The following is a 24,462-nucleotide window of genomic DNA, read 5'->3' as shown; positions in this document are numbered from 1 at the left end:
CGACACGGCGCCGGTTGCGCTTGACCACGTTAAAGATCATCGCGGCGCCGCCTCGATGGGCCGGAGCCCCCTTGGCGGGTGGACCAAGACGCCTTCCGGCTGGTGCCAGCGGAACCCGCCTGACTCGGCGCAGTCGGGGAGAGGTATCCCGCTGACCTGGAGGTTCGGGATAACTCTTGACCGTATAAGGCTGTTCTGGGCACCCGTAACTCATGTACGCTTTCGGCACTTCAAGCGCCTTCTGCGTGCTTTGACGCTTAGTGTCCTCTTCGGGAGTCCGTGTGGCGAAGTTCGTGCCGGCCGCCAGGGCCGTGATCGCGGCCTCGGTGCTGGCCGCCGCCGTCACCGCAGCGCCCGCGGCCGCCCACGCCCGGCCCGGCGGGTCCGATCCGAGTCCGCAGACCGGGCCGATCTTCAACTCTCCGGTCAGCGGCACGGCGAAGCGCGACGCGATCGCCAGCCGCGTCGCCCGCCTGATCGCCGGGACGCCCAAGGGCAGCCGGATCGCCATCGCGATGTATCACTTCTCCAGCATGGACACCGCCGCGCAACTCGTCGCCGCCGCCAGGCGGCACGTGAGCGTGCAGGTCGTGCTCGACCACGAGTCGAGCGCGTACGCCGCCTTCAAGCGCCTCAAGCGGGGGCTCGGCACCGACACCAAGAAGGCGTCCTGGGTGGTCGTGTGCGAGGAGGACCGGGGCTGCATCGGGCCGGAGTTCAACCACAACAAATTCTTCCTGTTCTCCACCACGGGCGACGCGCAGGACATGGTAGTGCAGACCTCCGCGAACGCCACCGACGGCGCGCGCGACACCCAGTGGAACGACGCGCTCGTCCTGCGGGACCCGGCGGTCTACGCCGCCTACCTGTCCTACTTTCAGGACCTGGCCGCCCAGCACCACAAGCTCGACTACCACCGCATCGTGCAGGCCGGGAAGTACCGCCTGGACTTCTTTCCCTGGGCCAAGGGCAACCCGATCGGCCAGGCGCTCGACCAGGTCTCCTGCGCCGGCGGCACCCGGATCAGGCTCAGCCTCGGCCACTTCACGGTGGCGTCCATCGCGCGGCGGCTATGGAAGCTGGACGACGCGGGCTGCCGGGTGCAGGTCGTGTTCGACATCATCGGCCCGGGGACCCTGCGCGCCCTCACCAAGAAGGGCGGGCGGCACGGGGGTCCCGAGACCCGCTACCTCACCGAGGGCGGCCGCACGACGTACGCGCACTCGAAGTACCTGCTGATCGACGGCCGTTACCAGGGCCGACCGCAGGAGGTCGTCTTCACCGGCAGCAACAACTACACGAGCGTCGGCTTCCACGGCCACGACGAAGCGATGATCACCGTGGCCGACGCGCAGCTGGAGCAGGAGTACGCCGGGAACTTCGACGCGGTGTTCAAGCATGGCCGTACGGTCAAGAGCGCCGACTCCGTGCCCGAGGCCGTACTGGAACCGCCGGACCCGGAGCAGGCCGACCGCAGCCGCGAGTGACCCCGGCCCCCTGACGGTTCGCGGTCTGCCGGCACGACGTTTCCTGAACGGGCCTACGCGCACACTGCCCGAGGCCCGGCGGGTCGAACTGCTCGCCCAGATCAGAGAACACATCACCGTCACACTGTCCGGCGCCCAAGACCAGGGTGAGGCCACGGTGCGTACCATCCTCGACCGTCTCGGTGAACCCGAGGACATCGCCCGTGAGGCGGGAGCGGGATCGGCTCCGGCCGGCGAGGAGGTCGCCGGGCGCCTGTCGGTCGGCGCCCTCGAACTGGTGACGGTGGTCCTCCTGCTGATCGGCGGCATCGTGCTACCGGTGCTCGGCTGGCTGGCCGGAGTGGTGCTGCTGTGGGCCTCGGCCCGTTGGACGAGCCGTGACAAGCTGATCGGCACGCTGGTCTTCCCCGGAGGTCTGGCCGTCGCCGCCTGGTACCTCCTGTTCTGGGGCGGTTCGAGTGTGTGCACCTCGGACGGGGCCTGTCAGACGTCGGGAATGTCCGCCGGCCCCGCGCTGACCCTCGCCCTCGTCGGCTCGATCGGCTCCATCGGCTCGGCGGCGTACCTGCTGCACCGCGCGAGGCGCACCGCGGCGTGACCTCCGGGACTCACGGCATGGCGGGCCCCAGGACGAGGTCCATCCCCGGGCCGTACAGCTCCGCCGGGACGCGGTCGGGGTCGAGCAGGTGCTGCAGCGCCAGCCCGAACTCGATCGCCATCGCCAGCGACGCGCGGTCCGCGGCCGACAGGTCGTCGCCGCCCGCCCGCAGCCCCGCGGCGAGCCCCTCGCGGTGGCTCTGGTACCAGTCGGCGATGCGCCAGCCGGCCGAGAAGTCGCGCATGCCGAAGAGCCACAGCTCCATCAGCAGCAGCGCCTTCATCCGGGTCTCCTCGGCGGACAGCCGGCTGGCGTAGTGGCGGCCCGCGTCGGCGCAGCGGTCGGCGCGCGGGCGGCCCTGGTCGCGCAGCGTCGAGGAGGTGCGCCGCCCGAACTCGAGCTGGGTGTACCGCTCGAGGAGCGCCAGGATCAGGTCGGTCTTGCCGGCGAAGTTGGAGTACACCGCGCCCTTGGTCATGCCCGCGGACGCCGCGATCTCATCCAGCGACGCTCCCCGGATGCCGTGTTTGGCCCACAGCCGCTCCGCCGCGTCCAGCAGCGCCTCCCGTGTCTGGGCGCGCTTCTCCTGACGAGACGTCCGTCTCACCGCTTCTGGGACGGCGCGTTCCTGCGGGTCGGAGATCATCCTTGCCCTTCCGTCGACTACCGGTCACCCCTCCAACACCGGGATACAAGGTTTTCTCAAGACGCACCAGTAGAAACGAAAGTTGAGTGCGGCTCGGCGGTGCTTGAGTCGGCCGAAATCCACTTTGAGGCTTGTCCGGCACCCCAAAACGGACGTCTTGGTTACCGAGCGGTAGCCAACCGCCGAACCACGTTCTACGCTTCGTCCATGAGCTCCACCGCCGCGTCCCCCGCCGAAGCGCCCGACGCGGGGACCGGCGAGGCCCCCGACGTCAAGGCGCCCCCCGTACCGGACGGCCTCGATCGGCTGGCCGCCCGCGTCGTCTCCGGCGGGCGGACCACCACCGTACGGACCCCGCTCACCGGAGAGGCGCTCGCCGAGCTGCCGGTCTCCGGCCCGGACGACGTGGCGACCGCGTACGAGCGCGCCCGTGCCGCGCAGCGGGAGTGGGCGCGCCGGTCGCCGGCCGAGCGCGCCGCGCCGTTCATCCGCTTCCACGACGCGGTGCTGGACCGGCGGGAGGAGATCCTCGACATTCTGCAGCTGGAGACCGGCAAGGCGCGCCGGCACGCGTTCGAGGAGGTCATGGACGCGGCCGCCTGCACGCTCTACCACGCGCGGCACGCGCCCGGCCTGCTCCGGCCGCACCACCGCCAGGGCCTGATGCCGCTCGCGACCCGCACGATCGAGGTCCGCCATCCCAAGGGCGTCGTCGGGCTGATCTCGCCGTGGAACTACCCGCTCGCGCTCAGCGTGCCCGACGCCGTGCCGGCGCTCCTCGCGGGCAACACGATCGTCCACAAGCCGGACACCCAGACCACGTTCACCGCGCTGTGGGCCCTCGACCTGCTGGTCGAGTGCGGGATGCCGCCCGAGATCTGGCAGGTCGTGGTCGGCGACCCGGCCGAGATCGGCGAGCCGCTGGTCGGCGCGGCCGACTACGTCGCGTTCACCGGCTCGACGCGGGGCGGCCGCGCCATCGCCGAACAGGCCGCCAGGAGGCTGATCGGCTACTCACTCGAACTCGGCGGCAAGAACCCGATGATCGTGCTGGACGACGCCGACATCGAGAAGGCCGCCCAGGGTGCGGTCCGCGCGTGCTTCGCCAACGCCGGTCAGCTCTGCATCTCGATCGAGCGGCTCTACGTCCACGAGAAGATCTTCGACCGGTTCGCCGAGCGCTTCGCCCACCGTGTGCGCAACATGCGGCTCGGCGCCGGCTACGACGCCGACATGGGCTCGCTCACCTCCCAGCGGCAGCTCGACACCGTCGTCCGGCATGTCGAGGAGGCGGTCGAGAAGGGCGCCAAGGTGCTCGCGGGCGGCCGGCCCCGCCCCGAGACCGGGCCGTACTTCTTCGAACCGACCGTGCTCACCGGCGTCGAGGACGAGATGGAGCTGTGCCGGTCCGAGACGTTCGGACCGGTCGTGGCGCTGTACCCCTTCCGCGACGAGGACGAGGCCGTCGAGCTCGCCAACGACTCCGCCTACGGGCTGAACGCCAGCATCTGGAGCGGCGACGTGGGCCGCGCGCGCCGCCTCGCCGTACGGATCAAGGCCGGCACGGTCAACATCAACGAGGGATACGCCTCGGCATACGGGTCCTACGACGCGCCGATGGGCGGTATGAAGGACTCCGGTGTGGGCCGTCGGCACGGTGCGGAGGGCCTGCTGAAGTACACGGAGGTCCAGACCGTCGCGAGCCAGCACTGGCTCGGTTTCGAACCGGTCATGGGCATGCCCTACGAGAAGTACGCGGCGCTGCTCAGCCGTGGCCTGAAGACGATGAAACGCCTGCGCCTCAGGTAGGAGCCCGCATGGATTACGACGTGATCGTGGTCGGCTCGGGGTTCGGCGGCAGCGTCGCGGCGCTGCGGCTGACCGAGAAGGGGTACCGCGTCGCCGTGGTCGAGGCCGGCCGGCGGTTCGACGACCCGGACGGCGAGCCGGGGAGGCGCCACCGCGACCTGCCCAAGACCTCCTGGCGCACCCGCAGGTACCTGTGGGCGCCCGGCCTCGGCATGACCGGCATCCAGCGCATCCATCTGCTGCGCGGGGAGAAGGGCTCGCGGGTCCTCGTCCTCGCCGGAGCGGGCGTCGGCGGCGGGTCGCTGGTGTACGCCAACACCCTGTACGAGCCGCCGGAGCCGTTCTTCCAGGATCCGCAGTGGCGGCACATCACCGACTGGCGGGCCGAGCTGTCGCCCTTCTACGACCAGGCCCGCCGCATGCTCGGCGTCCGGACGAACCCCACGATGACGCCCGCCGACCAGGCGATCCAGCGGATCGCCGAGCGGATGGGCCGCGGCGAGACCTTCCACCGCACCCCGGTGGGCGTCCTTTTCGGCGAGAAGGCCGGTGAGCGGGTCGAGGACCCCTACTTCGGCGGCGCCGGCCCCCGTCGTACGACGTGCACCGAGTGCGGGTCGTGCATGACCGGCTGCCGCGTGGGCGCCAAGAACATGCTCACCGAGAACTACCTCTACCTGGCCGAGCACGCGGGCGCGAAGGTCCTGCCGATGACCACGGTGACGGCCGTACGCCCGCGGGCGGAGGGCGGCTACACGGTCGAGGTGACGCGCACGGGCCGGCGGTCGCGCCGGTGGCGGCGCACGCTCACCGCCGAGCACGTCGTGCTGGCCGGCGGGACGTACGGCACGCAGCGCCTGCTGCACCGGATGAGGACGGTCGGCGCGCTGCCCCATCTGTCCGACCGGCTCGGCGTCCGCACCCGGACCAACTCCGAGGCGATCCTGGGCGTCGAGCGGTTCGGCCGCAAGGGCGACGACCACTCGCGCGGCGTCGCGATCACCTCGTCGTTCCACCCGGACGACCACACCCACATCGAGCCGACCCGCTACGGGCCCGGCTCGAACGCCATGGGCGCGCTCCGGTCGCTGCTGATCGACGGCGGGGGCCGTACGCCCCGCTGGGCCAAGTTCGTCGGTCAGGCGGTGACCCACCCGCACCAGCTCGTCCGCCTGCCGAACCTCCGCGACTGGTCGCGCCGGACGATCGTGGCCCTGGTCATGCAGACTCGAGACAACTCGATCACCGTCGTGCCGTCGCCGTCCGGCCGCGGCATGCGCGCCCGACGCGGCCACGGCGAGCCGAGCCCGACGTGGATCCCGGAGGCCCACCGCGCCGTACGGATGCTGGCCGAGGAGATGGGCGGCATGCCCGGCGGCACGTGGCTGGACCTGTTCAACATCCCGACGACGGCGCACTTCATCGGCGGCTGCACGATCGGAGCCTCGCCGGAAGAGGGCGTGATCGACCCCTACCACCGGGTGTACGGCCACCCGGGCCTGCACATCGTGGACGGCTCGGCCGTGTCGGCCAACCTGGGCGTCAACCCCTCGCTGACCATCACCGCCCAGGCCGAGCGCGCCATGGCGTTCTGGCCGAACCAGGGCGAGGAGGACCCGCGCCCGGAGCTCGGCGCCGCGTACGAGCGGCTGGCCCCGGTCGCCCCGAAGGCCGCCGTCGTGCCCGCCGACGCTCCGGCGGCACTGCGCCTGCCCATCTCACCCGCCTGACCAGGAGCAACGCGGCCGGCCGGGCACGCAGCCCGGCCGGCCCGTCCGGTCAGGAGACGGTCGCTCCGATGGCGGCGCCGTAGCCGGTGCCGTCCGTCGCCGTCCACTTCTGCTGCGGATCGGTCGGCGGCGGAGGATCGACGTCACCGTCCACCTTGCTCGGGGCGGTGTAGACGACGCCGGCCGGCTCCGTACGGTCGTCGGGGACGCCGATGATCATCGTGGGCAGGTAGCGGGAGCCGGCGTACGCGACCGCGGCACCGAAGTGGTCGCCCGGTTCGGACACGCCGCCGAAGGTCTCCTGCTCGATGAACGCGTTCTCGGTCGGGTCGCCGACCGAGAACTCCTGAACGGCGCCGGAGTCCGCGACGCCGCCGTGGTCCTCTCCGGGAATGCCGACGAGGAGACGGGCGAAGGCCTGCTCGCGGCCGAGTGCCACGACGGCGCCGAACCGGTCGCCCGCCTCGGCCTGGTCCAGCACCTCGGGGGTGTCCTGGCTGAGCGCGGCCACCTCGGTGAAGGCCTTCGTCAACAGGACGTGCACCATGCCGGCGTCCGCGATCGTGCCGATGTCCTCCCCGGGTACGCCGATGGCCAGCAACGGCCCGTCCGTCGACGGGAAGGCCGAGGAGAGGCTCGCGCCGAACCGGTCGCCCGGTTCCACGGCGCCGCTGAAGCCCGCGCTGTCCTGGTTGTAGGCGTAGCTGGTCATCGTGGCGTCGGCCGGGTCCGGGATCGCCGTCACCGAACCGGCGTCCTGGTCCGTGCCGATGTCCTCGTCCGGTGCGCCCACCGCGATGCCGGTGCTGGATCCCTTCACCCCGCTCAGCGCCACCGCGGCGCCGAAGTGGTCACCGGACTCCGCGGCACCGGTGACTCCCGGGCTGTCCTGGCTGATCGCGGCCGCGGTGCCCGGGTGCCCGGACACGAAGGGAACATAGGTCACCTGCCCGGCGTCGGTGGCCGTGCCGATGTCGCGGCCCGGGGCGCCCACGACCATCGCGTGTGCGACGAAACCCGGTCCGGACACGTCGACCGCGGCGCCGAACCGGTCGCCGGCCGCCGCCGTCCCCGGTACCCCGTCCGCGCCCGGCCGGATGACCCGCGACGGCTCCCCACGGCCGAGCCCGTCCGGCGATCCGTAGATCACCTGGACGACGCCCGCGTCCGCGGCCGAGCCCACGTCCTCATCCGGTACGCCGACGACCAGGTCGGCACACCCGTCGCCGTCGACGTACCCGACGGCGAGGACCGAACCGAACCGGTCCCCGGCCTCGGCGGTCTCACCCGTGTCCGCCTGCGTGACCGTGGTGTCCTCGCCGCCCCCGGTCTTCCCGGCGACGCCGTACCTGACGTGGACGACGCCGGCCTGGGCGGCGGCGCCGACGTTCGCTCCGGGTTCGCCGACGGCCACGTCGGTGAACCCGTCACCGTTGAAGTCCGACGGGCTCGTACTGGAGCAGGTCGCGGCCCGGTGGATCGGCTGAGCTCCGGCGGCCCCGGCCAGGCCGGGCACGAACGCTCCGGCGAGCAGCACGACACCTCCGGCGAGCCGTATTAATCTCGCGATCTCCCGTTGCGGTACATGATCAGAAGCCATGATCAACTGAGTACCGCCCGTACGCCGGAAAAGCTACCCACCCAGGTGTAAACCGGTTGCACCGCAGGAGAGTCGCCGTCGGCGCCTGAGGCGCCTCGTTATCTTCTGGTGGCTCTGAGCCGAGGCGATGCCGGAAATCGGCAGAGCAGCGCACTGATCGCTGGCTCGTTTCCGAGGAGATCGCCATGAGTGTCATGCCGCCGCTGGAGCATGCCGTGTCCGAGAACGTCTACGCCGGGACCGCGATGAACCGGCGGGCGATCTTCATGTACGGCTCCGCGCTGCCCAAGAGCGCCACCGCACCACTGGCCGACGTGGGGCACCCGCGAGCTCACCGTGTTCCTCTCCCAGCAGCGTGACCTGTACGGCTATCTGCACGATCAGACGCTGCGGCTGCTCAACCAGGGCTTCACCGGCCCGGAGATCGCCGAGATGTTCGAGCTTCCGCCGGCGCTGGACCGGGTGTGGCACACCCGCGGTTACTACGGCTCGGTGTCCCACAACGTCAAGGCCGTCTACCAGCGCTACATGGGCTGGTTCGACGGTAACCCCGCGCATCTGTGGGAGCTCCCGCCGCAGGAGTCGGCGCGCAGGCACGTGGAACTGATGGGCGGCCCGGAGAACATCCTGACCAGGGCAGAGGAGGCCTTCGAGGCCGGCGAATGGCGGTGGGCCGCCCAGATCCTCAACTACGTGGTGTTCGCCGACCCGGCCTACGACGCCGCGAGGGAACTCCTGGCGAAGGTCTACGACAGGCTCGGCCAGGGCAGCGAGAACGGCACGTGGCGGAACTTCTACCTGCAAGGCGCCGCCGAACTGCGCGGAGGCGAGCCGGCGAACCCCCTCGACGGTGCCGGCCCCGACGTCGCCGGCGCGCTGAGCGTCGAGCAGATCTTCGACTCCCTGGCCGTCCGCGTCAACGGCCCCGCCGCCTGGGACGCCCGCCTGACCATCGACTGGAACCTCACCGACCTCGACGAAGAGATCAGGATCAGCCTGGTCAACGGGGTCCTCACCCAGACCCGGCCGCATGAGGTGACCCCGGCCGACCTCACGGTGACCCTGACCAAGCCGCGGTTGCTCGCACTGGTCGCCTCCGGAAGCCTGCACGACGACGTCCAGACCTCTGGCGACCGCCAGGCCCTCACCACCCTGCTGGGGTTCCTCGACGACGCCGATCGTGACTTCGACATCGTCACCCCGTGACGGTCTCACGCGCGCGGGACCGTGCGGGCGGCCAGTACGGCGCAAAGGACGGCCAGCGGGATCTCCAGGCACGCGGCCATCGCGATCGCCGTCGCCTGGTCGGCGCCCGGCGCCGCGGTGGTGACGTCGAACCACGCGTCGACGGTCAGCAGGGTCGCGGTGACCGCCGCCGCCAGGCAGCGGCGGGGGTCGCGCCGGTTCAGCAGCACTCCCGTCGTGATCAGGCCGATCGCCTCCAGGCCGTCCAGCCCCACCCACGCGGTCGACCAGTGCGCGGCGGTCGTACTGGCGGGGAGTCCGACGGCCAGCACGACCAGCCACGGGATCAGCGCGAGTCCCGAACCGATCAGGCCGAGCCCCACCCAGCGCACCCGGCCGCGCCACCGTGCGGATGACGGCAGGTCAACGGGCGTCTCGGAGGACACGGGCGCGGGCCTGACGCAGGTGATCATTGGTGCGGTCTCCTTCTGAACCCGGCCGTTCCGGGACGATCACCAATGTGCCGGTCGCCGCCATCACCGTCAGTAACGGAGATATCCGACGTGGGGGTAGTGCTAGCTTCACCATGAAAACTGCGAGAAACGACATTGCAGCCGACAAAGTGCGGAAACTAGGGTCCTGGCATGGCGATCACGCTCCCGGCGCGGCGAGCGTTCCACTGGGGGAACGCGCACGCTCCGTGGTCACCCTGGGCGTGGCGGAACACGACGTTCGTCACGGCCGGGGTGCCCGTCCACTTCACCGCGCTGACGATCTTCTCGGTGCCATGGCTGTTCGCGATCTCGACGACCGGGGTCCTGCTCGCGCTCGTGATCTCGGTCGGGCTGCCGATGGCCGCGCTCCGGCCGCTGACCGCCGTCCAGCGACACCGGTTCTGGGCCCTGCTCGGCCTGGACGTGCCCGCCGTCCCCCGCGAACGTCTCGGCCGCGGGGCCGTCGCGGCGATGGTCCGCTCGCCCACGACCTGGCGGCAGCTCGCGTACCACCTCCTGGTGGGGCCCGTCATCGCCACCGGTGGGCTGCTGGTCGTCGCCATGTGGGCGACCGGTCTTCCCCTGGCGCTGCTCAACACCTATTCGTGGGCGCTCCGCCCGTCCAGCCCGCTCGCGCTGACCGGGCACGCGGTGACCGACGGCCTCCTCAACGCGGGCGGCGTCGTTCTGCTGCTGATCGCCCCGGGGCTGGCCGGCGCGATCGTCCGGCTGGACACGCGGGTCGCGCTCGCCCTCTTGGGGCCCAGCCGGGCGGACGAGCTCGAACGCCGGGTCGAGGACCTCGCGGAGAGCCGCGCCGGCGTCGTCGACGCCGCGGACGCCGAACGCCGGCGCATCGAACGCGACCTGCACGACGGCGTACAGCAGCGGCTGGTCGCGCTCGCCATGAACCTCGGGCTGGCCCGCGAGACCCTCACCGGCGTACCCGACGACGCCATGGAGGTGATCGCCGAAGCGCACCGGGAGGCCAAGGAGGCCCTGACCGACCTGCGCAACGTCGTCCGTGGCCTGCACCCGGCCGTCCTCGACGACCGCGGGCTGGACGCCGCGCTGTCCGGCATCGCCGCGCGAGCGCCCCTCCCCGTACGGCTGCAGGTCGACGTGCCCGAACGCCCCTCACCGACGGTCGAGGCTGTCGCCTACTTCGTCGCCTCCGAGGCGCTCACCAACGCGGTCCGGCACGCGCGGGCCGAGCAGGTGCGGATCGTCGCGGCCCGCGACGGAGACGTCCTGCGGATGGTCATCACCGACGACGGGATCGGCGGTGCGGAGCCGTCGAAGGGCACGGGCCTGACCGGCCTGCGTCAGCGCGTCGGGTCGGTCGACGGTACGTTCCGGATCAACAGCCCGGCCGGCGGGCCGACCGTCCTCACCGTGGAGTTGCCGTGCGCGTTGTGATCGCCGAGGACTCGGTCCTGCTCCGGGCCGGGCTGATCAAGCTGCTGGAGACCTCGGGATTCGAGGTGGCGGCCGCGGTCGGCGACGCCGAGGCGCTGCTCGCCGCGGTCGAGGAGCATCGGCCCGACGCCGTCGTCGCGGACGTGCGGATGCCTCCCGGCCACAGCGACGAGGGCGTGCGAGCCGCGCTCGTGATCCGGCGGCAGTGGCCGGACACCGCGGTGCTGCTGCTGTCGCAGTACGTCGAGGAGCGGTACGCCGCGGACCTGCTCGCGGCGAACACCAGCCGGGTCGGCTACCTGCTCAAGGACAGGGTCGCCGACGTCTCGGCGTTCATCGACGCGCTGCGCCGGGTGGCGGCCGGGGAGACCGCGCTCGACCCGGAGGTCGTGGCCCAGCTCCTCCTGCGGCGGCGCAGCGACCCGCTGGACCGCCTGACACCACGCGAGCGCGACGTACTGGCCCTCATGGCCGAGGGACGCTCCAACAGCGGCATCGCCGAGGCGCTCGTGGTCAGCGACAGCGCCGTCGCCAAGCACATCAACAACATCTTCACCAAGCTGGACCTGCCGGCCGCCGACGCCGACCACCGCCGCGTCCTCGCCGTGCTGCGCTTCCTGGGCGTGGGTTCATGACCGAGCAGAGCGAGGGAATCGAAGGCACGGTCCGGTGGTCACTCCCTCCGACGAAGGAGGGTTCATGACCGGCGCCGAGCGGCCGCGCCGCCGGGGCGTCTGGATCGCCGTCGCCGCGGTCACGGCCTTCACGGTGATCGTGCCCGTCGGCGAGAAGTTCTGGGGCCGCCTCCTCCGCCAGACCGAGAGGCTCCCGGCCGTCTCGTACGGGCACGCGATCAGCGCCCTCGAGATCGAGGCCGGCAGCGGTTCGGTGACGGTCGGCGCCGGGCCGCCCGGCCGGGTGACCGTCGGGCGGACACTGCGATGGACGATGGGCAGGCCGAACGTCGGACTGTCCTGGAAGGGCGACACACTGGTCCTCAAGACGGACTGCGGCGGGCGCGAGATCCTGTTCTCCGGCTCCGGATGCGACGTCGACCTGGATGTACGGGTTCCGGCGGGTGTCACCGTGCGGGCCACGGTGAGCTCGGGGACCATCACGGCTCAGGGGCTCACCGGTGCCGTCCGTCTCCAGGCGCACTCGGGAACGGTGAACGTCGAGCGGACGCGCGGCCCCGTCTGGGCGCGGGCGAACTCCGGCGCGATCAACGGCACCGACCTGTCCTCACCGCAGGTGGACGTCGGAACCACCTCCGGGGTCGTGGGGCTCGGCTTCGCCGACGCTCCACAGCAGGTGAAGGCCACGGCCCGCTCCGGATCCGTCACCGTCGCCCTGCCCCGCGGCTTCCGTTACCGGGTGCACGGCACGTCATCGTCCGGGGACGTACGAGTCGACGAGGGCCTCCGCGACGACGGTTCGAGCCGCCGGATCGACGTGGCCACGAGCTCCGGCGCGGCCAGAGTGCGCTACGCGCCCTAGCTGTGCTGTCCGGGGACGTTGGTGACAGGCGACACGCCCTGGGTGGTTCTTGAACAAGGGGAGGGCCTTCTGGTTTCGGTGTGGATTGCGACATCTGCACCGACGTCCAGGAGGCCCTCATGCCCCACCGTAATGCCCCGCTGACCCCGACCGGCCGCCTGCGCCTGGCCCAGTGCATCGTTGAGGACGGCTGGCCACTACGCCGGGCCGCCGAACGCTTCGGCGTCAGCCACACCACCGCCGCACGCTGGGCCACCCGCTACCGGCAACTGGGCGCCGCCGGCATGCATGACCGCTCCAGCCGCCCGCACCACAGCCCGCGCCGAACCCCACCACAAATCGAGGCACACGTGGTCGCGCTGCGCCGGGCGCACCGCATCGGCCCGCTCCGGCTGGCCGCCCGCACCGGCATCGCGCCCTCCACCGCTCACCGCATCCTGACCCGCCACGGCCTGCCACCCCTGGCGGTCTGTGACCGCGCCACCGGCGAACCCATCCGCCGCTACGAACGCCAACGCCCCGGCGACCTGGTCCACATCGACGTCAAGAAACTCGGCCGCATCCCCGACGGCGGCGGACACAAGACCCTGGGCCGCGCCGCCGGCCGCAAAAACCAGCGACGTGCCGGCATCGGCTACCTGTACCTGCACACCGCCCTGGACGACCACTCCCGCCTGGCCTACACCGAAACCCTCACCGACGAGACCGCCGCCACCTGCGCCGCCTTCCTCGTCCGCGCCACCGCGTGGTTCGCCGCCCGCGGCATCACCATCCAACGGGTCCTGACCGACAACGCCTGGGCCTACACCAAGACCACCTGGCGCACCATCTGCGACGAACTGGGCATCAGCCCTCGCTGGACCCGGCCCTACCGGCCCCAGACCAACGGCAAGGTCGAACGATTCCACCGCACCCTGACCGAGGAATGGGCCTACCACCAGCCCTACACCTCAGAAACCGAACGCCAAACCGTCCTCATCGACTGGCTGGACTGGTACAACTACCACCGACCCCACACCGGCATCGGCGGCCAAACCCCAGCCAGCCGCGTCACCAACCTGTCCGGACAGCACACCTAGCGCCGGTAGGCGGCGAGCAGGGCCTCGCGATCGCTGTCCGGGATGTGGCGGACGGCCTCGCGGATGGTCACGCCCGACACCACGGTGACGTGGTCGCGGACCCAGGCCCGCACCCAGGCCGGGTCGGACTTGGCCAGCTCGCGCAGCACCCAGCCGAGGGCCTTGCGGATGAAGAACTCGCGCTCCGCGACGAGCGCGTCGCCGTACCGGGCGAGGCGCTCCAGGTCGGCGGAGCCGGAGCGGATGCCCGGGAGCAGCGCGAGCAGGGCGCTGCGCCGGATCCAGAAGTCGTCGTCGCCGACCCACCGGTCGAGCGTGCCGGCCAGCTGCGGATGCCGGGTGACCAGGCCGCCCGCGATCTTTTCGGCGAGCGTGTCCACATATGCCCAGCTGAGCGAGTCACGGATCAGCCGTTCGGCGAAGGAGAGATCGTCGGCGATCAGCAGCGGGACGCCCCGTCTCAGCACCTCGATCGCGACCATCCGGCGTTCGTGTACCGGGGCGCTCCACAGCTCCTCGGCCAGAGTGAGGATCTCCTCGCGGGTGAGATCGGTGGCGGCGGCGATCGCGAGCCTCCTGAGGGCGGGAACCCGTACTCCCAGGTGGCGCAGGTCGCTTTTCAGATAGCGTTTTTCCTGTACGGCGCGGGCCGGGTCGGCGAGTTCGCCCAGCTGCGCCTCGATGTCCTCCGCCGTGATCACCCGATCAGTATGGGCTCCTACGAGGGAAAACGTTCGTCGTTTCACCACTAGACTGTGGCTATCCCGCGACTCCGAAAGGCGTTCTTGGTGTCCGTCGAGTCAGTCGAGCAGTCCTTCGACACGGTCCTCGTTGTCGACTTCGGGGCGCAGTACGCGCAGCTCATCGCCAGGCGTGTGCGTGAGTGCCACGTGTTCAGCGAGATCGTGCCCTCGACCATGCCGGTCGCCGAGATGCTGGCCAAGCGGCCCAAGGCGATCATCCTGTCCGGCGGGCCCGCGTCGGTGTACGAGCCCGGTGCGCCGCCGGTCCCCGACGGCCTGTTCAAGGCCGGGGTGCCGACCCTGGGCATCTGCTACGGCTTCCAGGCGATGGCGCGGGAGCTGGGCGGCATGGTGGCCAACTCCGACATCGCCGAGTACGGCCGTACCGACCTGACCGTGGTGGACGAGGGGACGCTCCTCGCCGGCCTGCCCGCCGAGCAGTCGGTGTGGATGTCGCACCGGGTGACCTGCAGCGCGCCGCCCGCCGGGTTCATGGTGACCGCCCGTACCGCGAGCGCCCCGGTCGCCGCGATGGAGGACCCGGCGCGCCGCCTCTACGGGGTGCAGTTCCACCCCGAGGTCATGCACACCGAGCACGGGCTGACCGTGCTGCGGCACTTCCTCGCCGCGGCCGGTTGCCGCCCGTCGTGGACCATGGTCAACATCGTCGAGGAGTCGGTCGAGGCCGTCCGCTCCCAGGTCGGCGCCAAGCGGGCGATCTGCGCGCTGTCCGGCGGGGTCGACTCCGCGGTGGCCGCCGCGCTCGTCCAGCGGGCCATCGGATCCCAGCTGACCTGCGTCTTCGTCGACCACGGGCTGCTGCGCAAGGGCGAGGCGCTCCAGGTCGAGAAGGACTTCGTCGCCGCGACCGGCGTCGACCTCAAGGTCGTCGACGCCTCCAGCCGGTTCCTGTCCGCGCTCGACGGGGTCACCGACCCCGAGGAGAAGCGCAAGATCATCGGCCGGGAGTTCATCCGGGTCTTCGAGGAGTCCGCCCGCGAGATCGTCGACGCTCACGGCGAGGCGGTGGAGTTCCTCGTGCAGGGCACGCTCTACCCGGACGTGGTCGAGTCCGGCGGCGGCACCGGCGCGGCCAACATCAAGTCCCACCACAACGTCGGCGGGCTGCCCGAAGACCTGAAGTTCTCCCTGGTCGAGCCGTTGCGCACGCTGTTCAAGGACGAGGTGCGCCGGCTCGGCGAGGAGCTCGGCCTGCCCTCGGAGATCGTCTGGCGGCAGCCCTTCCCGGGCCCCGGCCTCGGCATCCGGATCATCGGCGCCGTCACGCGCGAGCGGCTCGACCTGCTCCGCGAGGCCGACGCGATCGCCCGGGAGGAGCTCACCCGGGCCGGTCTCGACCGCGACATCTGGCAGTTCCCGGTCGTGCTGCTCGCGGACGTGCGCTCCGTGGGCGTGCAGGGCGACGGCCGCACGTACGGTCACCCGGTGGTCCTGCGCCCGGTGACCAGCGAAGACGCGATGACCGCCGACTGGGCACGGCTGCCGAACGAGGTCCTGCAGCGCATCTCCACGCGCATCACCAACGAGGTCGCCGAGATCAACCGGGTCGTCGTGGACATCACGAGCAAGCCGCCCGGCACCATCGAGTGGGAGTGACTCTCAGGTCACCCGCGCCGGCTCGCTGGAGAAGCGTTCGTACGTCCGGTCGGCCACGATCGTGCGCAGGCGGTCGAGGCCGTCCCACACCTCGGTGAAGCTCGTGCTGATCGGTGCGGGGCCGAGCCGGAGCCGGTCGGGCGTCCGGTAGTCGGGGATCACCCTGTCGGCGATCATGGCCTGCGCCATGCGCCAGGCCTCGGGGTGGCGCAGCGCGACGTGTGAGCCGCGCCGCTTCGGGTCGGCGGGGGTGGCCAGGGCGAGGTCCGGCAGCCAGGCCGCGGCCAGGTCGATCAGGTAGCCGGTGAGCGCCTCGCCCTTGGCCCGCAGCCGGTCGATCCCGGCCTCGGCCAGCAGCCGTACGCCCTCCTCGACCGCGGCGATCGCCATGATCGGCGGAGTGCCGACGAGGAACCGGCCGATCCCGGGCGCCGGGTCGTACGCCGGGCCCATCGCGAACTGGTCCCGCTGCCCGAACCAGCCCCAGATCGGCTGCCGCAGATCCTGCAGCTCCTTCCGGACGTACAGGAAGGCAGGGGAGCCGGGGCCGCCGTTCAGGTACTTGTAGGTGCAGCCCACCGCGAGGTCCGCGCCGCTCGCGTCGAGCCGTACGGGCACCGACCCCGCGGAGTGGCACAGGTCCCACAGCACGAGCGCGCCGGCCTCGTGGACGATCTCGGTCACGGCGGCCAGATCGAGCAGCGCGCCGGAGCGGTACGCGACGTGCGACAGGCTGACCAGCGCGGTGTCCGGGCCCACGGCCTCTCGGAGGGCATCGAGGTCCAGGCCCTCGTCGAGGTCGGTGTGCAGCACCCGCAGTGCGAGGCCGCGCTGGGCGGCCAGCCCCTCCAGGACGTACCGGTCGGTGGGGAAGTTGTCGTCGTCGGTGACGATCACGTTCCGGTCCCGGCGCGCGTCGAGGGCGGCGACGGCGAGCTTGTAGAGGTTGACCGTGGTGGAGTCGGAGACGATCACCTGGCCGCCGGCCGCGCCGAGGAGGGTCTCGCCGATCAGGTCACCGACCCGGTACGGCACGTCCGCCCAGTGACTCCACGACCGGATCAGGTCGGCGCCCCATTCGTCCCGTACGACACTCGCGATCCGCTCGGCGGTCGTCTTCGGCAGCCGCCCGAGGGAGTTGCCGTCGAGGTAGATCAGCTCGGGATCGTCGCGCACGAAGGCGTCCCGCAGCGAGGCGAGCGGATCGTCGGCGTCCAGCGCGGCCGCGTACTCCCGGGACGTGTCGGTCATGCCGCTCACTCTAGATCGGGCGCCGGCCCTTACGTCCGGGAGCCGCCGTGCCCGGCGAGGCGGGCACGGCGGCTCGTGCAGTGCGGGCTACCTCGGTGCGGTGTTCGTCCACTCCGCCACGGCGAACACCTGGTACGAGGCCACCTCACCGGTCTTGAGGAAGCGGTCCGGCATGTCCGCGGCCCTCAGGCGGCGGGGCCTGCCGTCGTCACCCGGCGGAAGTGCCCGGCTGCCGTGTGGCGGTGTGGCCACCAGGTCGCGGATCGCCAGGAGCCGCCCGCCGGCCGGATCGATGATCCACTGACGCTCGTAGGTGCCCAGTTGCTTGGGCGCGGTGTACAGACCGAGCGGCATGGTCGTCACCATCGGCATGGAGACCACGCCTCCGGTGCGGCCCATCGGGTCGGTCGCCGTGCCCCCGACCTTGACGCCGGGCAGGGTGGCGAGCATCCGGAACGCCGCCGCCCGCACCCGCGGCGGGGCGGGCGCCTTCGACAACAGGGTCGAGGCCACCTCGCTCAGCGCCCGTGTGCGTTCGGCACCCCGCAGGCTCCGGATGGGTTGCTTCTCGGGCGTGGAGGAAACGGCGTGCCAGTTGCCCCTGAGGTTCAGCAGAGTGTTCTCGAGCGCCTTGGCGTCGGTGGGCAACTGGGCGACCTGCTCGGCCGACAGGCCGAAGTAGTCACCGTCGAACGGGCGCCCCGGAGTCGTACGCGGGGAGCGGGACGCTTGCGTGCTCATCTCCACCTGCGTCACCACCCCGGTGCCGTCGGGATTGGGCACGTCCACCATTTCGGGGGATCCTGCCTGCCGCCACTTGATCATGTCCTTGGCCGCCACCGGGTGGCCGAGCTCATCCACGATCGCGAGGCTCCCCTTGCCGTCCTGGCCGACCCAGGTGATGCTGCGCTGCCTCGCATCGACCTCGTAGCTGTTCGCCGCGCTCTTGCCGACCCCGTAGATCTGCCCTATGACCGTCTCGGTGTGCCAGTATCGGCCGGTCGGTGCCTTCTCCGCGCTCGTCGCGGCCGCCAGCAGCACGTTGCCGGAGGCCGCGCCCTGGCCGCCATGGCCAGGGGCGACACCGTCGCCCGAACCACCGGGCGCGAGTACGGCGACCGCGGTCACGGCCGCGGCGGCCGTCGCCGCCACGCTCACCAGCGGGATCGTGAAACCGCGCCGCCGGCGACGCGGTGCCGGGTCGGACCGCCAGGCGGTGCGCAGGGCGAGCCGGTCCGGGTGTTCCTCCTGGGCCAGCGTGGTCCGCATCTGGCGCAAGGCGTCCATCTCATCCATCGTTGTGCTCCTTGGGAAGGGCGCTGCGGAGCTTGATCCGGGCCCGGTGGATCTTGGCCTTGACGGTGCCGAGAGGGAGGTCCAGAGCCGCGGCGATCTCGGCGTACGACATCTCGCCCCAGGCGAGCAGCAGGACGGCGTTGCGGTCCTGGGGGCGCAGTGAGGCGAGCGCCTTGGCCAGGCGGGGACCGAGCGCCGCGGCCGACGCCCGGTCGCTGGCCCGCTCGGCGACGGCGTCTTCGGCGGGGTCGACACCGGTCCGGGCGAACGCCCGGTACATGCGGGTCTCCTGCCGATGATGCCTGGCGATCAGGTTGCTGGCGATGCCCCACAGCCACGCACCGAAGTCCGTCCGGCCGTCGAATCTGTCCCGTCGCCGGAACGCGGTCGTGAACGTCTCCGACACCAGGTCGTCGGCGAGGGTGCGTCCCAGCCGTCGACTGATGTAGGCGTGCAGCCGTGGCGCATGGCGGCGGAACAACTCACCGAACGCCTCGGCGTCCTCAAGAGAAGCCGCGACGATTCTCGAGTCGTCGCGGTCGTCCCTGGTATGACTCACCATGGCCATGAGCCGGGATGTCCCTTCACAGAAGGTGTCCTTTGCTCTAGGAGTGCTGACACCCTCCTCTATCCCGAAGCTCGCCCACCGGTTGCGGTCTAGATCCGGTGTCGGCCCCGCCAGCTCACGACGGCGGCGGCGATCAGGTCGGGGCGGTCCTCGGGCGTGTGGTGGCCGGCGACCGCGTCGTACCGTTCGACCTCCAGGCCGGCCAGGTGGCGCTCACACCAGTCGATCATCTCGGGGGTCATCATCGCGCCGGGCCCGGGGGCGAACGTGATCAGTAGCTTGGGCACGTCCGGGCTGGCCGCGAGCCACGCGTCGTACGCCTCGACCCGGGCCACGACGTCCGCCGGTTCGCCGCCGAGCGGCATCGACCGTGCCCAGCGCAGCAGCGGGAGACGGCTCTCGCGCGTGGGGTACGGCGCGCGGTAGGCGGCGATGTCGTCCTCGGCGAGCGGGGTGGCGACGCTGCCGGGGAGCATCTCGATGAAGGCGTTGTCGTCGAGCATCATGACCTCGCCCCGGTCGCTCTTGATCGCCTCGAACAGCGCCCGGCCGGCCTCGGGGAACTCCTCCCAGGCCATGGGCTTGACGATGGTCTCGGTGACCGCGATGCCGCGCACCCGCTCCGGATGCCGGGCGGCCCAGTCGAAGGCGAGTGCGCCGCCCCAGTCGTGTCCGACCAGGGTCACCTCGTCGAGGGCGAGCGCGTCGAACCAGGCGTCCAGGTACCGCGCGTGGTCGGCGAAGGAGTAGCCGATGGCGGGCTTGCCGGACTCGCCCATGCCGATCAGGTCGGGCGCGAGCCGCCGCCCCGGCACGGCCGGGATGACGTCGCGCCACAGGTGGGAGGAGGTGGGGTTGCCGTGCAGGAAGACGACGGGCGCGCCGTCGCCCGTCTCCCGATAGAAGATCGTGGAGTCGAGTACTCGCTGGATGGGCATGAGGGCCTTTCAAAGGTTGAGTCTCATCACGTGGTCGACCGCGATCTCGATCACGACCCGGCCGGGCGGGTCGGGCGGAGGCGATCCGTAGCGTTCGGCGTAGCGGCGTACGCCCTCGGCCACCCGCGCCGGGGCCGCCGACACGGTGGCGGTGCCTTCGAGAGTGACCCAGCGGAAACCGGCCACCTGGCAGAGGGCGGCGCGGCCGCCCGCCACCAGGTTGCGGGCCTTGCGCGAGGACCCCACCGTCAGGACGCGGGCCATGCGCGCGGCGCCGTCCCAGGTGAAGCGGACGGCCACCACATGGGGCGACCCGCCGGGCCGCAGCGTCGTCAAGGTGGCGACGTGCGGCCGGGCGAGGAAGTCCTCCAGCGGGTCGCGGGTCACCGGAAGGCCGCGACGTTCCGCCGCGCCCAGTCGGCGAAGGTGCGCGGCGGGCGGCCGAGGATCTGCTCGACGGTCGGGCTCACCTCCTGCTCGGCGGCGGTCGGATCGCCGAGGATGGTGAGCGTCGGCTCGACGACCGGCTCGGGCATGAACCCCAGCATCTGCGCGCGGGCCTCGTCGCGGGTCTGCTCGACGAACCGCACCGGCTCGCCCAGCGCCTCGGTGATCGCCGCCGCCCGTTCGCGTGGAGTGATCGCGGCCGGGCCGGTGAGCACGTAGGTGCGGCCCTCGTGGCCCGGCTCCCGCAGGACCGCGGCGGCGACCTCGGCGATGTCGGCCGGATCGATGCTCGGCAGGCCGACGTCCGCGAACGGCGCGGCGGCGACCCGGTTCGTGCGGATCGGCTCGGCCCACGCGTACGCGTTGGAGTGGAATGCGCCCGGCCGCAGGATCGTCCATTCGAGGCCCGACGCGCGTACGGCCGTCTCGAAGGTCACCGGGTGGCGGTAGCCGCCCGGCCGGGTGCCCGCGCCCTGAGAGGACAGCAGGACCACCCGCCGTACGCCGCCCGCCGCGGCGACCTCGAGCACGCCCCGCGGATCCTCCCCGGCGACGAGCAGGAACAGGGCGTCGGCGCCATCCAAGGCGGTCTTCAGGCTGGTGGGTTCGGCGAGGTCGGCCGCCTGGTGCCGGACGCCGCCGGGCACCTCCGCGGGGCGGCGCGAGACCGCCCTCACCTGCTCGCCGGCGGCGGCCAGCGTCCGTACGAGCTCCGTGCCGACGTTTCCGGTCGCCCCTGTCACCACGATCATCGAATCGCTCCTTAGTCAGTTAACTAACTAAGACCGTAGCCGACTCCGGCCGGTCACGTCTACAGTTAGTCGGGTGACTGACTCAAAAACCGGGCGGGGGCCCGGCAAGCGGGAGCGGCTCGCGGGCGCGGCGGCCCGGGTGCTGCACGAGCAGGGCGTCGAGCGGACCACGCTCGCGGACATCGCGCAGGCGGCCGACGTCCCGGTGGGCAACGTCTACTACTACTTCAAGACCAAGGACCAGCTGGTCGAGGCCGCGATCGACACGCAGGCGGACCACCTGCGGAAGACGATCGCCGCACTCGACCGGCTGCCCTCGCCCGAGGAGCGGCTCAAGGCGCTCGTACGCGGCTGGGTCGACGGCCGCGACGTCGCCGCTCGGTTCGGCTGCCCCACGGGCAGCCTCGCCGCCGAACTGGACAAGCGCGCCGACGGCCTCGACCGTACGGTCGCCGCCGTCATGCGGCGGCTGATCGACTGGATCGAGGGCCAGTTCACGGCGATGGGGCGCGACGACGCGCGGGAGCTCGCCGTCGCCCTGTTCGCCGCGTATCAGGGGATCTCCCTGCTCACCAACACCTTCCGGGACCCGGAGCTGATGGCCGCCGAAGGCCGCCGGCTGGAGCGCTGGATCGACTCTCTCCGCTGATCACGATGAGCTCGGGCGTCACATGCCGTAGTCCTGCAGGAGGTTCAGCCAGATCTCGCCCGTGGCCGGGAAGGACGGAACGGCGTGCCAGAGCCGATCCAGGGTGACCTCGGCGGTCACCGCGATGATGGCTCCGGGCAGGAGGTCGACCGTCGTCGGGCCGGCCGCCGACGCGGGCGACGATCACGTCGCCGCAGACGCGGGCCTGGTGCTTGCCCATGTGGGTGAGCAGGTTGCGTCCGTTGACGTCCCCGACGGCGTACAGCCGGCCGTCAGGCACCTCGGTCGCCCGCATGCGACGGTGGTCTCCTTGGCGCCGAGGGCGTGCAGTGCCTGCGACATCTCACAGGCGACGGGCCGCCGCCGATCGCGATGAGCCGCTCGGGTACCCGCCGGACGGGCGTGCCGGGCCCGCACCGAGCACGATCACGTCGAAGACAGAGTCCTCGTTCAGCACGACGTTCTCCTTGCACGGTCCTCGGCCGGGCGTGTCGCCCGGACCTCCCGTTCAAGCGGGGGCGGTGCCAGGGCGAAGGCGTGGCCGGCGGTGACGGCGGCGCGCTTCACGATCGAGGATGTGGTCGATTTGATGGAGAAGGGCGGAGCCGGCGTGATGAATGCCGGTGGCGAAGCCGACCTCTTCGGCGGAGAGGTTCTTGCGCGGGTTGTCGGCCAGCAGCCAGGCATAGACGAGTATCGAGGTCAGGGGTGTGCGCAGCGCATGCGACAGCTCGGTCACGAGTTGTGGTGCGAGCTCTTGACCCTGGTGTCGGTTGTCATCCATGACCTTGAGCCTCGTCGCCTAAGATTGAGCGAACAAGGCGTATGAGTCTCAATTTCCCGCGCGAGCGTCTCATGGACACTGTCAGTCGGCTTATCCAGATGGCGAGACTTCAGGCGAGCCTGGACAAGCGTTGCCTCCTCGCCGGCACGACCGTCATGGACGTGTCCGGGTACGGCCAGGGCGAGGCTCCATTCCACGTGCTGCTTGACGGCACCTGCACACTCGAACTCCCCGGCCGGCGTCTCGACCTACGGCCCGGTGATGTCGTCCTGCTTCCGCGAGCCGAACCCCACCGCATCCGCACGGCCGGCGCCGGACGGGCTCAGAGAGCGGTCGAGACGCCGGGCGAGACGTTCGACACCATCCGCAGCCCGGTCGGCGAGGAGATGATCGACCTGTTCTGCGGACATTACTCGTACGGTTCCGGCGCGGGCACGATGCTCTTCCGGAGCCTCCCCGACCCGATCCACGTCTCCTTCGCCGAATCCGGCGAGGCGACCGAGGTCGTGCGGATGCTGAGCACGGTCATGCGCCGCGAGGCGCAGAACGACGGGCCCGGCACGGCTGCCATCCTCTCCTACCTCTGCGGCGCCCTGCTCGCGATGGTGCTACGGAAGTCGAACCGGCGGCCGGCCGACACGGCACTGTGGACCGCGGCCGACGACGAGCGGATCCGTGGCGTCATCGACGTCCTGCTCCGCGAGCCCGACGCCGACTGGTCGATCGCACATCTCGCGCAGATCGCCGGCATGTCGCGGGCCACGTTCGTCCGGCATTTCTCCCATCGCACGGGGATGACCGTCGGCGCCTTCCTCACCCACATCCGCATGATGATCGCGGCCGATCTGCTCACCGAGACCGACCTCACCGTGGCCGCGGTCGCCGCCAAGGTCGGGTACCACTCCGAGTCGGCCTTCGGCCGGGCATTCCGTCTCGCGAGCGGATCGACCCCGGCCCGATTCCGCCGGAGCGCGGCGGCGTAACCGAGCCGACGGCCACCGGCTCCGACGCCCCCGCCCGGCGCGGGCGGGCGGCTTAGCTGATCACTTGCGCCGGACGCGCCGGACGATCCGCCACAGGCCCACCAGACCCACGAGGGCCAGCGCCACGGGTGCCAGCCGCTTGGCGATCGAGGGGCCCGCGAACTCCAGCAGGTTGATCGCCTCGTCGTTGGACGCGCGCGCCGCGACGGGCCGCTGCGCCGCCGGCTGCGGCGGGGTCTCGGCGGGTGCGGCCTGCGGTTCCGCGGCCTCGGCGGGCTGCGGAGCGCCGTCACCGCTCGGCGCGGGCTCGGCCTGCGGCTCCGCCGGAGCGGCCTCGGGCGCCTCTGCGCCTTCTGCGGGCCGTGTGATCTCCTCGGCGAGGTTGTCCGCGAACCGCCCGACCAGCTTGCCGCCGACCTCGGACATGATGTTGCGGCCGAACTGCGCCGGACGCCCGGTGATGTTGAGCTTGGTATGCACCGTGACCCGGGTGCTGTCGCCCTCGCCGTGCAGCTGTGCCTGGACGTTCGCGCTGGCCGTTCCGGCGCCGCGCGCCTCCTTGCCGGTGCCCTCGATGGACACCGTGTGGGTGTCCTCGTCGCGCGCGGCGATGCGGGCCGAGCCCTTGTACGTGATCGTCATCGCCCCGAGCTTCACCTTGAGCCGGCCCGTGAAGTCGTCGCCGTCGACCGAGTCGAGTGTCGCGCCGGGCATGCACGGAGCGATCCGCTCGATGTCGAGCAGGACCGCCCACGCCTGGTCCACGGGCACGGGAACGGTGAATTCATGATCGAGTTCCATGGACATCCTCCCAGATGGAGCCTATGAGGGCCCCCAAGCTCCGCTGACGCGGGGTATGCACGACTGCATACCCCGCGCCGGCGGAGCCA

The 24,462-nt window shown here is 71.4% G+C and carries 25 protein-coding genes; 13 read left to right on the top strand and 12 right to left on the bottom strand.

Translation table 11 applies throughout. The features are described from left to right. The first annotated feature begins 281 nt into the window (after nt 1-281). Nucleotides 282-1,487 (top strand): phospholipase D-like domain-containing protein, encoded by a 1,206-nt coding sequence (locus ACQEV1_RS49645; RefSeq protein ID WP_433404933.1) that lies wholly within the window; start codon nt 282-284, stop codon nt 1,485-1,487. Next, the gene (locus tag ACQEV1_RS49640) at nt 1,399-2,085 is read left to right on the top strand and encodes an HAAS signaling domain-containing protein (protein WP_433404932.1); all 687 of its coding nucleotides are present in this window, start codon (nt 1,399-1,401) and stop codon (nt 2,083-2,085) included. The genes ACQEV1_RS49645 and ACQEV1_RS49640 overlap by 89 nt, the downstream gene beginning before the upstream one ends. 10 nt (nt 2,086-2,095) lie before the next feature. Here the strand turns inward: ACQEV1_RS49640 and ACQEV1_RS49635 are convergent, their stop codons facing one another. Continuing rightward, nucleotides 2,096-2,692 (bottom strand): TetR/AcrR family transcriptional regulator, encoded by a 597-nt coding sequence (locus tag ACQEV1_RS49635; RefSeq protein WP_285625280.1) that lies wholly within the window; start codon nt 2,690-2,692, stop codon nt 2,096-2,098. A gap of 246 nt (nt 2,693-2,938) precedes the next feature. Between ACQEV1_RS49635 and ACQEV1_RS49630 the strand changes: the two genes are divergently transcribed. Together ACQEV1_RS49630 and ACQEV1_RS49625 are read left to right on the top strand one after the other, a co-directional pair. After that, the gene (locus ACQEV1_RS49630; RefSeq protein WP_285625283.1) at nt 2,939-4,540 is read left to right on the top strand and encodes a succinic semialdehyde dehydrogenase; all 1,602 of its coding nucleotides are present in this window, start codon (nt 2,939-2,941) and stop codon (nt 4,538-4,540) included. Nucleotides 4,541-4,548: 8 nt separating this feature from the next. Beyond that, nucleotides 4,549-6,270: a GMC oxidoreductase gene (locus ACQEV1_RS49625; protein WP_285625285.1), complete on the top strand. Its 1,722-nt coding sequence runs from the start codon at nt 4,549-4,551 to the stop codon at nt 6,268-6,270. A 49-nt stretch (nt 6,271-6,319) separates the two neighbouring features. Here the strand turns inward: ACQEV1_RS49625 and ACQEV1_RS49620 are convergent, their stop codons facing one another. Then, the gene (locus tag ACQEV1_RS49620) at nt 6,320-7,870 is read right to left on the bottom strand and encodes an FG-GAP repeat domain-containing protein (RefSeq protein ID WP_433404928.1); all 1,551 of its coding nucleotides are present in this window, start codon (nt 7,868-7,870) and stop codon (nt 6,320-6,322) included. Nucleotides 7,871-8,055: 185 nt separating this feature from the next. Between ACQEV1_RS49620 and ACQEV1_RS49615 the strand changes: the two genes are divergently transcribed. Both ACQEV1_RS49615 and ACQEV1_RS49610 read left to right on the top strand, forming a co-directional pair. Continuing rightward, on the top strand, nt 8,056-8,229 hold the full coding sequence (locus tag ACQEV1_RS49615; RefSeq protein ID WP_285625291.1) for a hypothetical protein: 174 nt from the start codon (nt 8,056-8,058) through the stop codon (nt 8,227-8,229). Next, nucleotides 8,207-9,076: an alkyl sulfatase dimerization domain-containing protein gene (locus ACQEV1_RS49610; RefSeq protein WP_433404925.1), complete on the top strand. Its 870-nt coding sequence runs from the start codon at nt 8,207-8,209 to the stop codon at nt 9,074-9,076. Before ACQEV1_RS49615 ends, ACQEV1_RS49610 begins: the two co-directional genes overlap by 23 nt. Nucleotides 9,077-9,081: 5 nt before the next feature. Here the strand turns inward: ACQEV1_RS49610 and ACQEV1_RS49605 are convergent, their stop codons facing one another. Then, nucleotides 9,082-9,528, bottom strand: a complete 447-nt coding sequence (locus tag ACQEV1_RS49605) for a hypothetical protein (protein WP_285625296.1) — start codon at nt 9,526-9,528, stop codon at nt 9,082-9,084. Between the two features lie 171 nt (nt 9,529-9,699). Here ACQEV1_RS49605 and ACQEV1_RS49600 point away from each other — a divergent pair, with 171 nt between their 5' ends. The 4 genes from ACQEV1_RS49600 (at nt 9,700) to ACQEV1_RS49585 (ending at nt 13,544) form a co-directional block, all read left to right on the top strand. Next, nucleotides 9,700-10,968: a histidine kinase gene (locus ACQEV1_RS49600; RefSeq protein ID WP_433404922.1), complete on the top strand. Its 1,269-nt coding sequence runs from the start codon at nt 9,700-9,702 to the stop codon at nt 10,966-10,968. Next, entirely contained in the window at nt 10,956-11,603 is a 648-nt protein-coding gene (locus ACQEV1_RS49595) for a response regulator (RefSeq protein WP_285625300.1), read from the top strand. The genes ACQEV1_RS49600 and ACQEV1_RS49595 overlap by 13 nt, the downstream gene beginning before the upstream one ends. A 64-nt stretch (nt 11,604-11,667) precedes the next feature. Next, nucleotides 11,668-12,465: a DUF4097 family beta strand repeat-containing protein gene (locus tag ACQEV1_RS49590; protein ID WP_433404919.1), complete on the top strand. Its 798-nt coding sequence runs from the start codon at nt 11,668-11,670 to the stop codon at nt 12,463-12,465. Nucleotides 12,466-12,584: 119 nt separating this feature from the next. Then, nucleotides 12,585-13,544: an IS481 family transposase gene (locus ACQEV1_RS49585; RefSeq protein WP_433393274.1), complete on the top strand. Its 960-nt coding sequence runs from the start codon at nt 12,585-12,587 to the stop codon at nt 13,542-13,544. Here ACQEV1_RS49585 and ACQEV1_RS49580 read toward each other — a convergent pair. Further along, entirely contained in the window at nt 13,541-14,245 is a 705-nt protein-coding gene (locus ACQEV1_RS49580) for a DNA alkylation repair protein (protein ID WP_433404917.1), read from the bottom strand. The two genes, ACQEV1_RS49585 and ACQEV1_RS49580, sit on opposite strands and share 4 nt — an antisense overlap. An 87-nt stretch (nt 14,246-14,332) precedes the next feature. Between ACQEV1_RS49580 and guaA the strand changes: the two genes are divergently transcribed. After that, nucleotides 14,333-15,904, top strand: a complete 1,572-nt coding sequence (guaA, locus tag ACQEV1_RS49575; RefSeq protein WP_433404914.1) for a glutamine-hydrolyzing GMP synthase — start codon at nt 14,333-14,335, stop codon at nt 15,902-15,904. Nucleotides 15,905-15,907: 3 nt separating this feature from the next. Here guaA and kynU read toward each other — a convergent pair whose 3' ends face one another. From kynU to ACQEV1_RS49545, 6 genes are all read right to left on the bottom strand, one after another. Continuing rightward, the gene (kynU, locus tag ACQEV1_RS49570) at nt 15,908-17,155 is read right to left on the bottom strand and encodes a kynureninase (RefSeq protein ID WP_433404911.1); all 1,248 of its coding nucleotides are present in this window, start codon (nt 17,153-17,155) and stop codon (nt 15,908-15,910) included. A gap of 87 nt (nt 17,156-17,242) precedes the next feature. Beyond that, a complete protein-coding gene (locus ACQEV1_RS49565; protein ID WP_433404909.1) occupies nt 17,243-18,451 on the bottom strand; it encodes a CU044_5270 family protein in 1,209 nt (402 codons plus the stop codon). Next, nucleotides 18,444-19,010, bottom strand: a complete 567-nt coding sequence (locus tag ACQEV1_RS49560) for an RNA polymerase sigma factor (RefSeq protein ID WP_432705595.1) — start codon at nt 19,008-19,010, stop codon at nt 18,444-18,446. Before ACQEV1_RS49560 ends, ACQEV1_RS49565 begins: the two co-directional genes overlap by 8 nt. A gap of 98 nt (nt 19,011-19,108) precedes the next feature. Then, a complete protein-coding gene (locus ACQEV1_RS49555; protein WP_433404906.1) occupies nt 19,109-19,957 on the bottom strand; it encodes a haloalkane dehalogenase in 849 nt (282 codons plus the stop codon). A gap of 9 nt (nt 19,958-19,966) precedes the next feature. Continuing rightward, nucleotides 19,967-20,344: a pyridoxamine 5'-phosphate oxidase family protein gene (locus ACQEV1_RS49550; protein WP_285625314.1), complete on the bottom strand. Its 378-nt coding sequence runs from the start codon at nt 20,342-20,344 to the stop codon at nt 19,967-19,969. Next, entirely contained in the window at nt 20,341-21,156 is an 816-nt protein-coding gene (locus ACQEV1_RS49545) for an NAD(P)H-binding protein (RefSeq protein ID WP_433404903.1), read from the bottom strand. The genes ACQEV1_RS49550 and ACQEV1_RS49545 overlap by 4 nt, the downstream gene beginning before the upstream one ends. Before the next feature lie 73 nt (nt 21,157-21,229). Between ACQEV1_RS49545 and ACQEV1_RS49540 the strand changes: the two genes are divergently transcribed. Continuing rightward, on the top strand, nt 21,230-21,805 hold the full coding sequence (locus tag ACQEV1_RS49540) for a TetR/AcrR family transcriptional regulator (RefSeq protein WP_433404900.1): 576 nt from the start codon (nt 21,230-21,232) through the stop codon (nt 21,803-21,805). Between the two features lie 508 nt (nt 21,806-22,313). Here the strand turns inward: ACQEV1_RS49540 and ACQEV1_RS49535 are convergent. Then, nucleotides 22,314-22,589, bottom strand: a complete 276-nt coding sequence (locus ACQEV1_RS49535) for a histidine kinase dimerization/phospho-acceptor domain-containing protein (RefSeq protein WP_433404897.1) — start codon at nt 22,587-22,589, stop codon at nt 22,314-22,316. Between the two features lie 41 nt (nt 22,590-22,630). On the opposite strand from ACQEV1_RS49535, the gene ACQEV1_RS49530 reads away from it, so the two are divergent. Then, on the top strand, nt 22,631-23,572 hold the full coding sequence (locus tag ACQEV1_RS49530) for a cupin domain-containing protein (RefSeq protein ID WP_433404895.1): 942 nt from the start codon (nt 22,631-22,633) through the stop codon (nt 23,570-23,572). Between the two features lie 60 nt (nt 23,573-23,632). On the opposite strand, the gene ACQEV1_RS49525 is transcribed toward ACQEV1_RS49530, so the two are convergent. Then, entirely contained in the window at nt 23,633-24,373 is a 741-nt protein-coding gene (locus tag ACQEV1_RS49525) for an SRPBCC family protein (RefSeq protein ID WP_349497986.1), read from the bottom strand. Between the last annotated feature and the right edge of the window lie 89 nt (nt 24,374-24,462).

This window comes from Actinoallomurus sp. CA-142502, assembly GCF_050936355.1.
Lineage (GTDB): Bacteria > Actinomycetota > Actinomycetes > Streptosporangiales > Streptosporangiaceae > Actinoallomurus > Actinoallomurus iriomotensis.
Note: the sequence above shows the minus strand (reverse complement) of the source record. Positions and strands in the feature narration are given on the sequence as shown.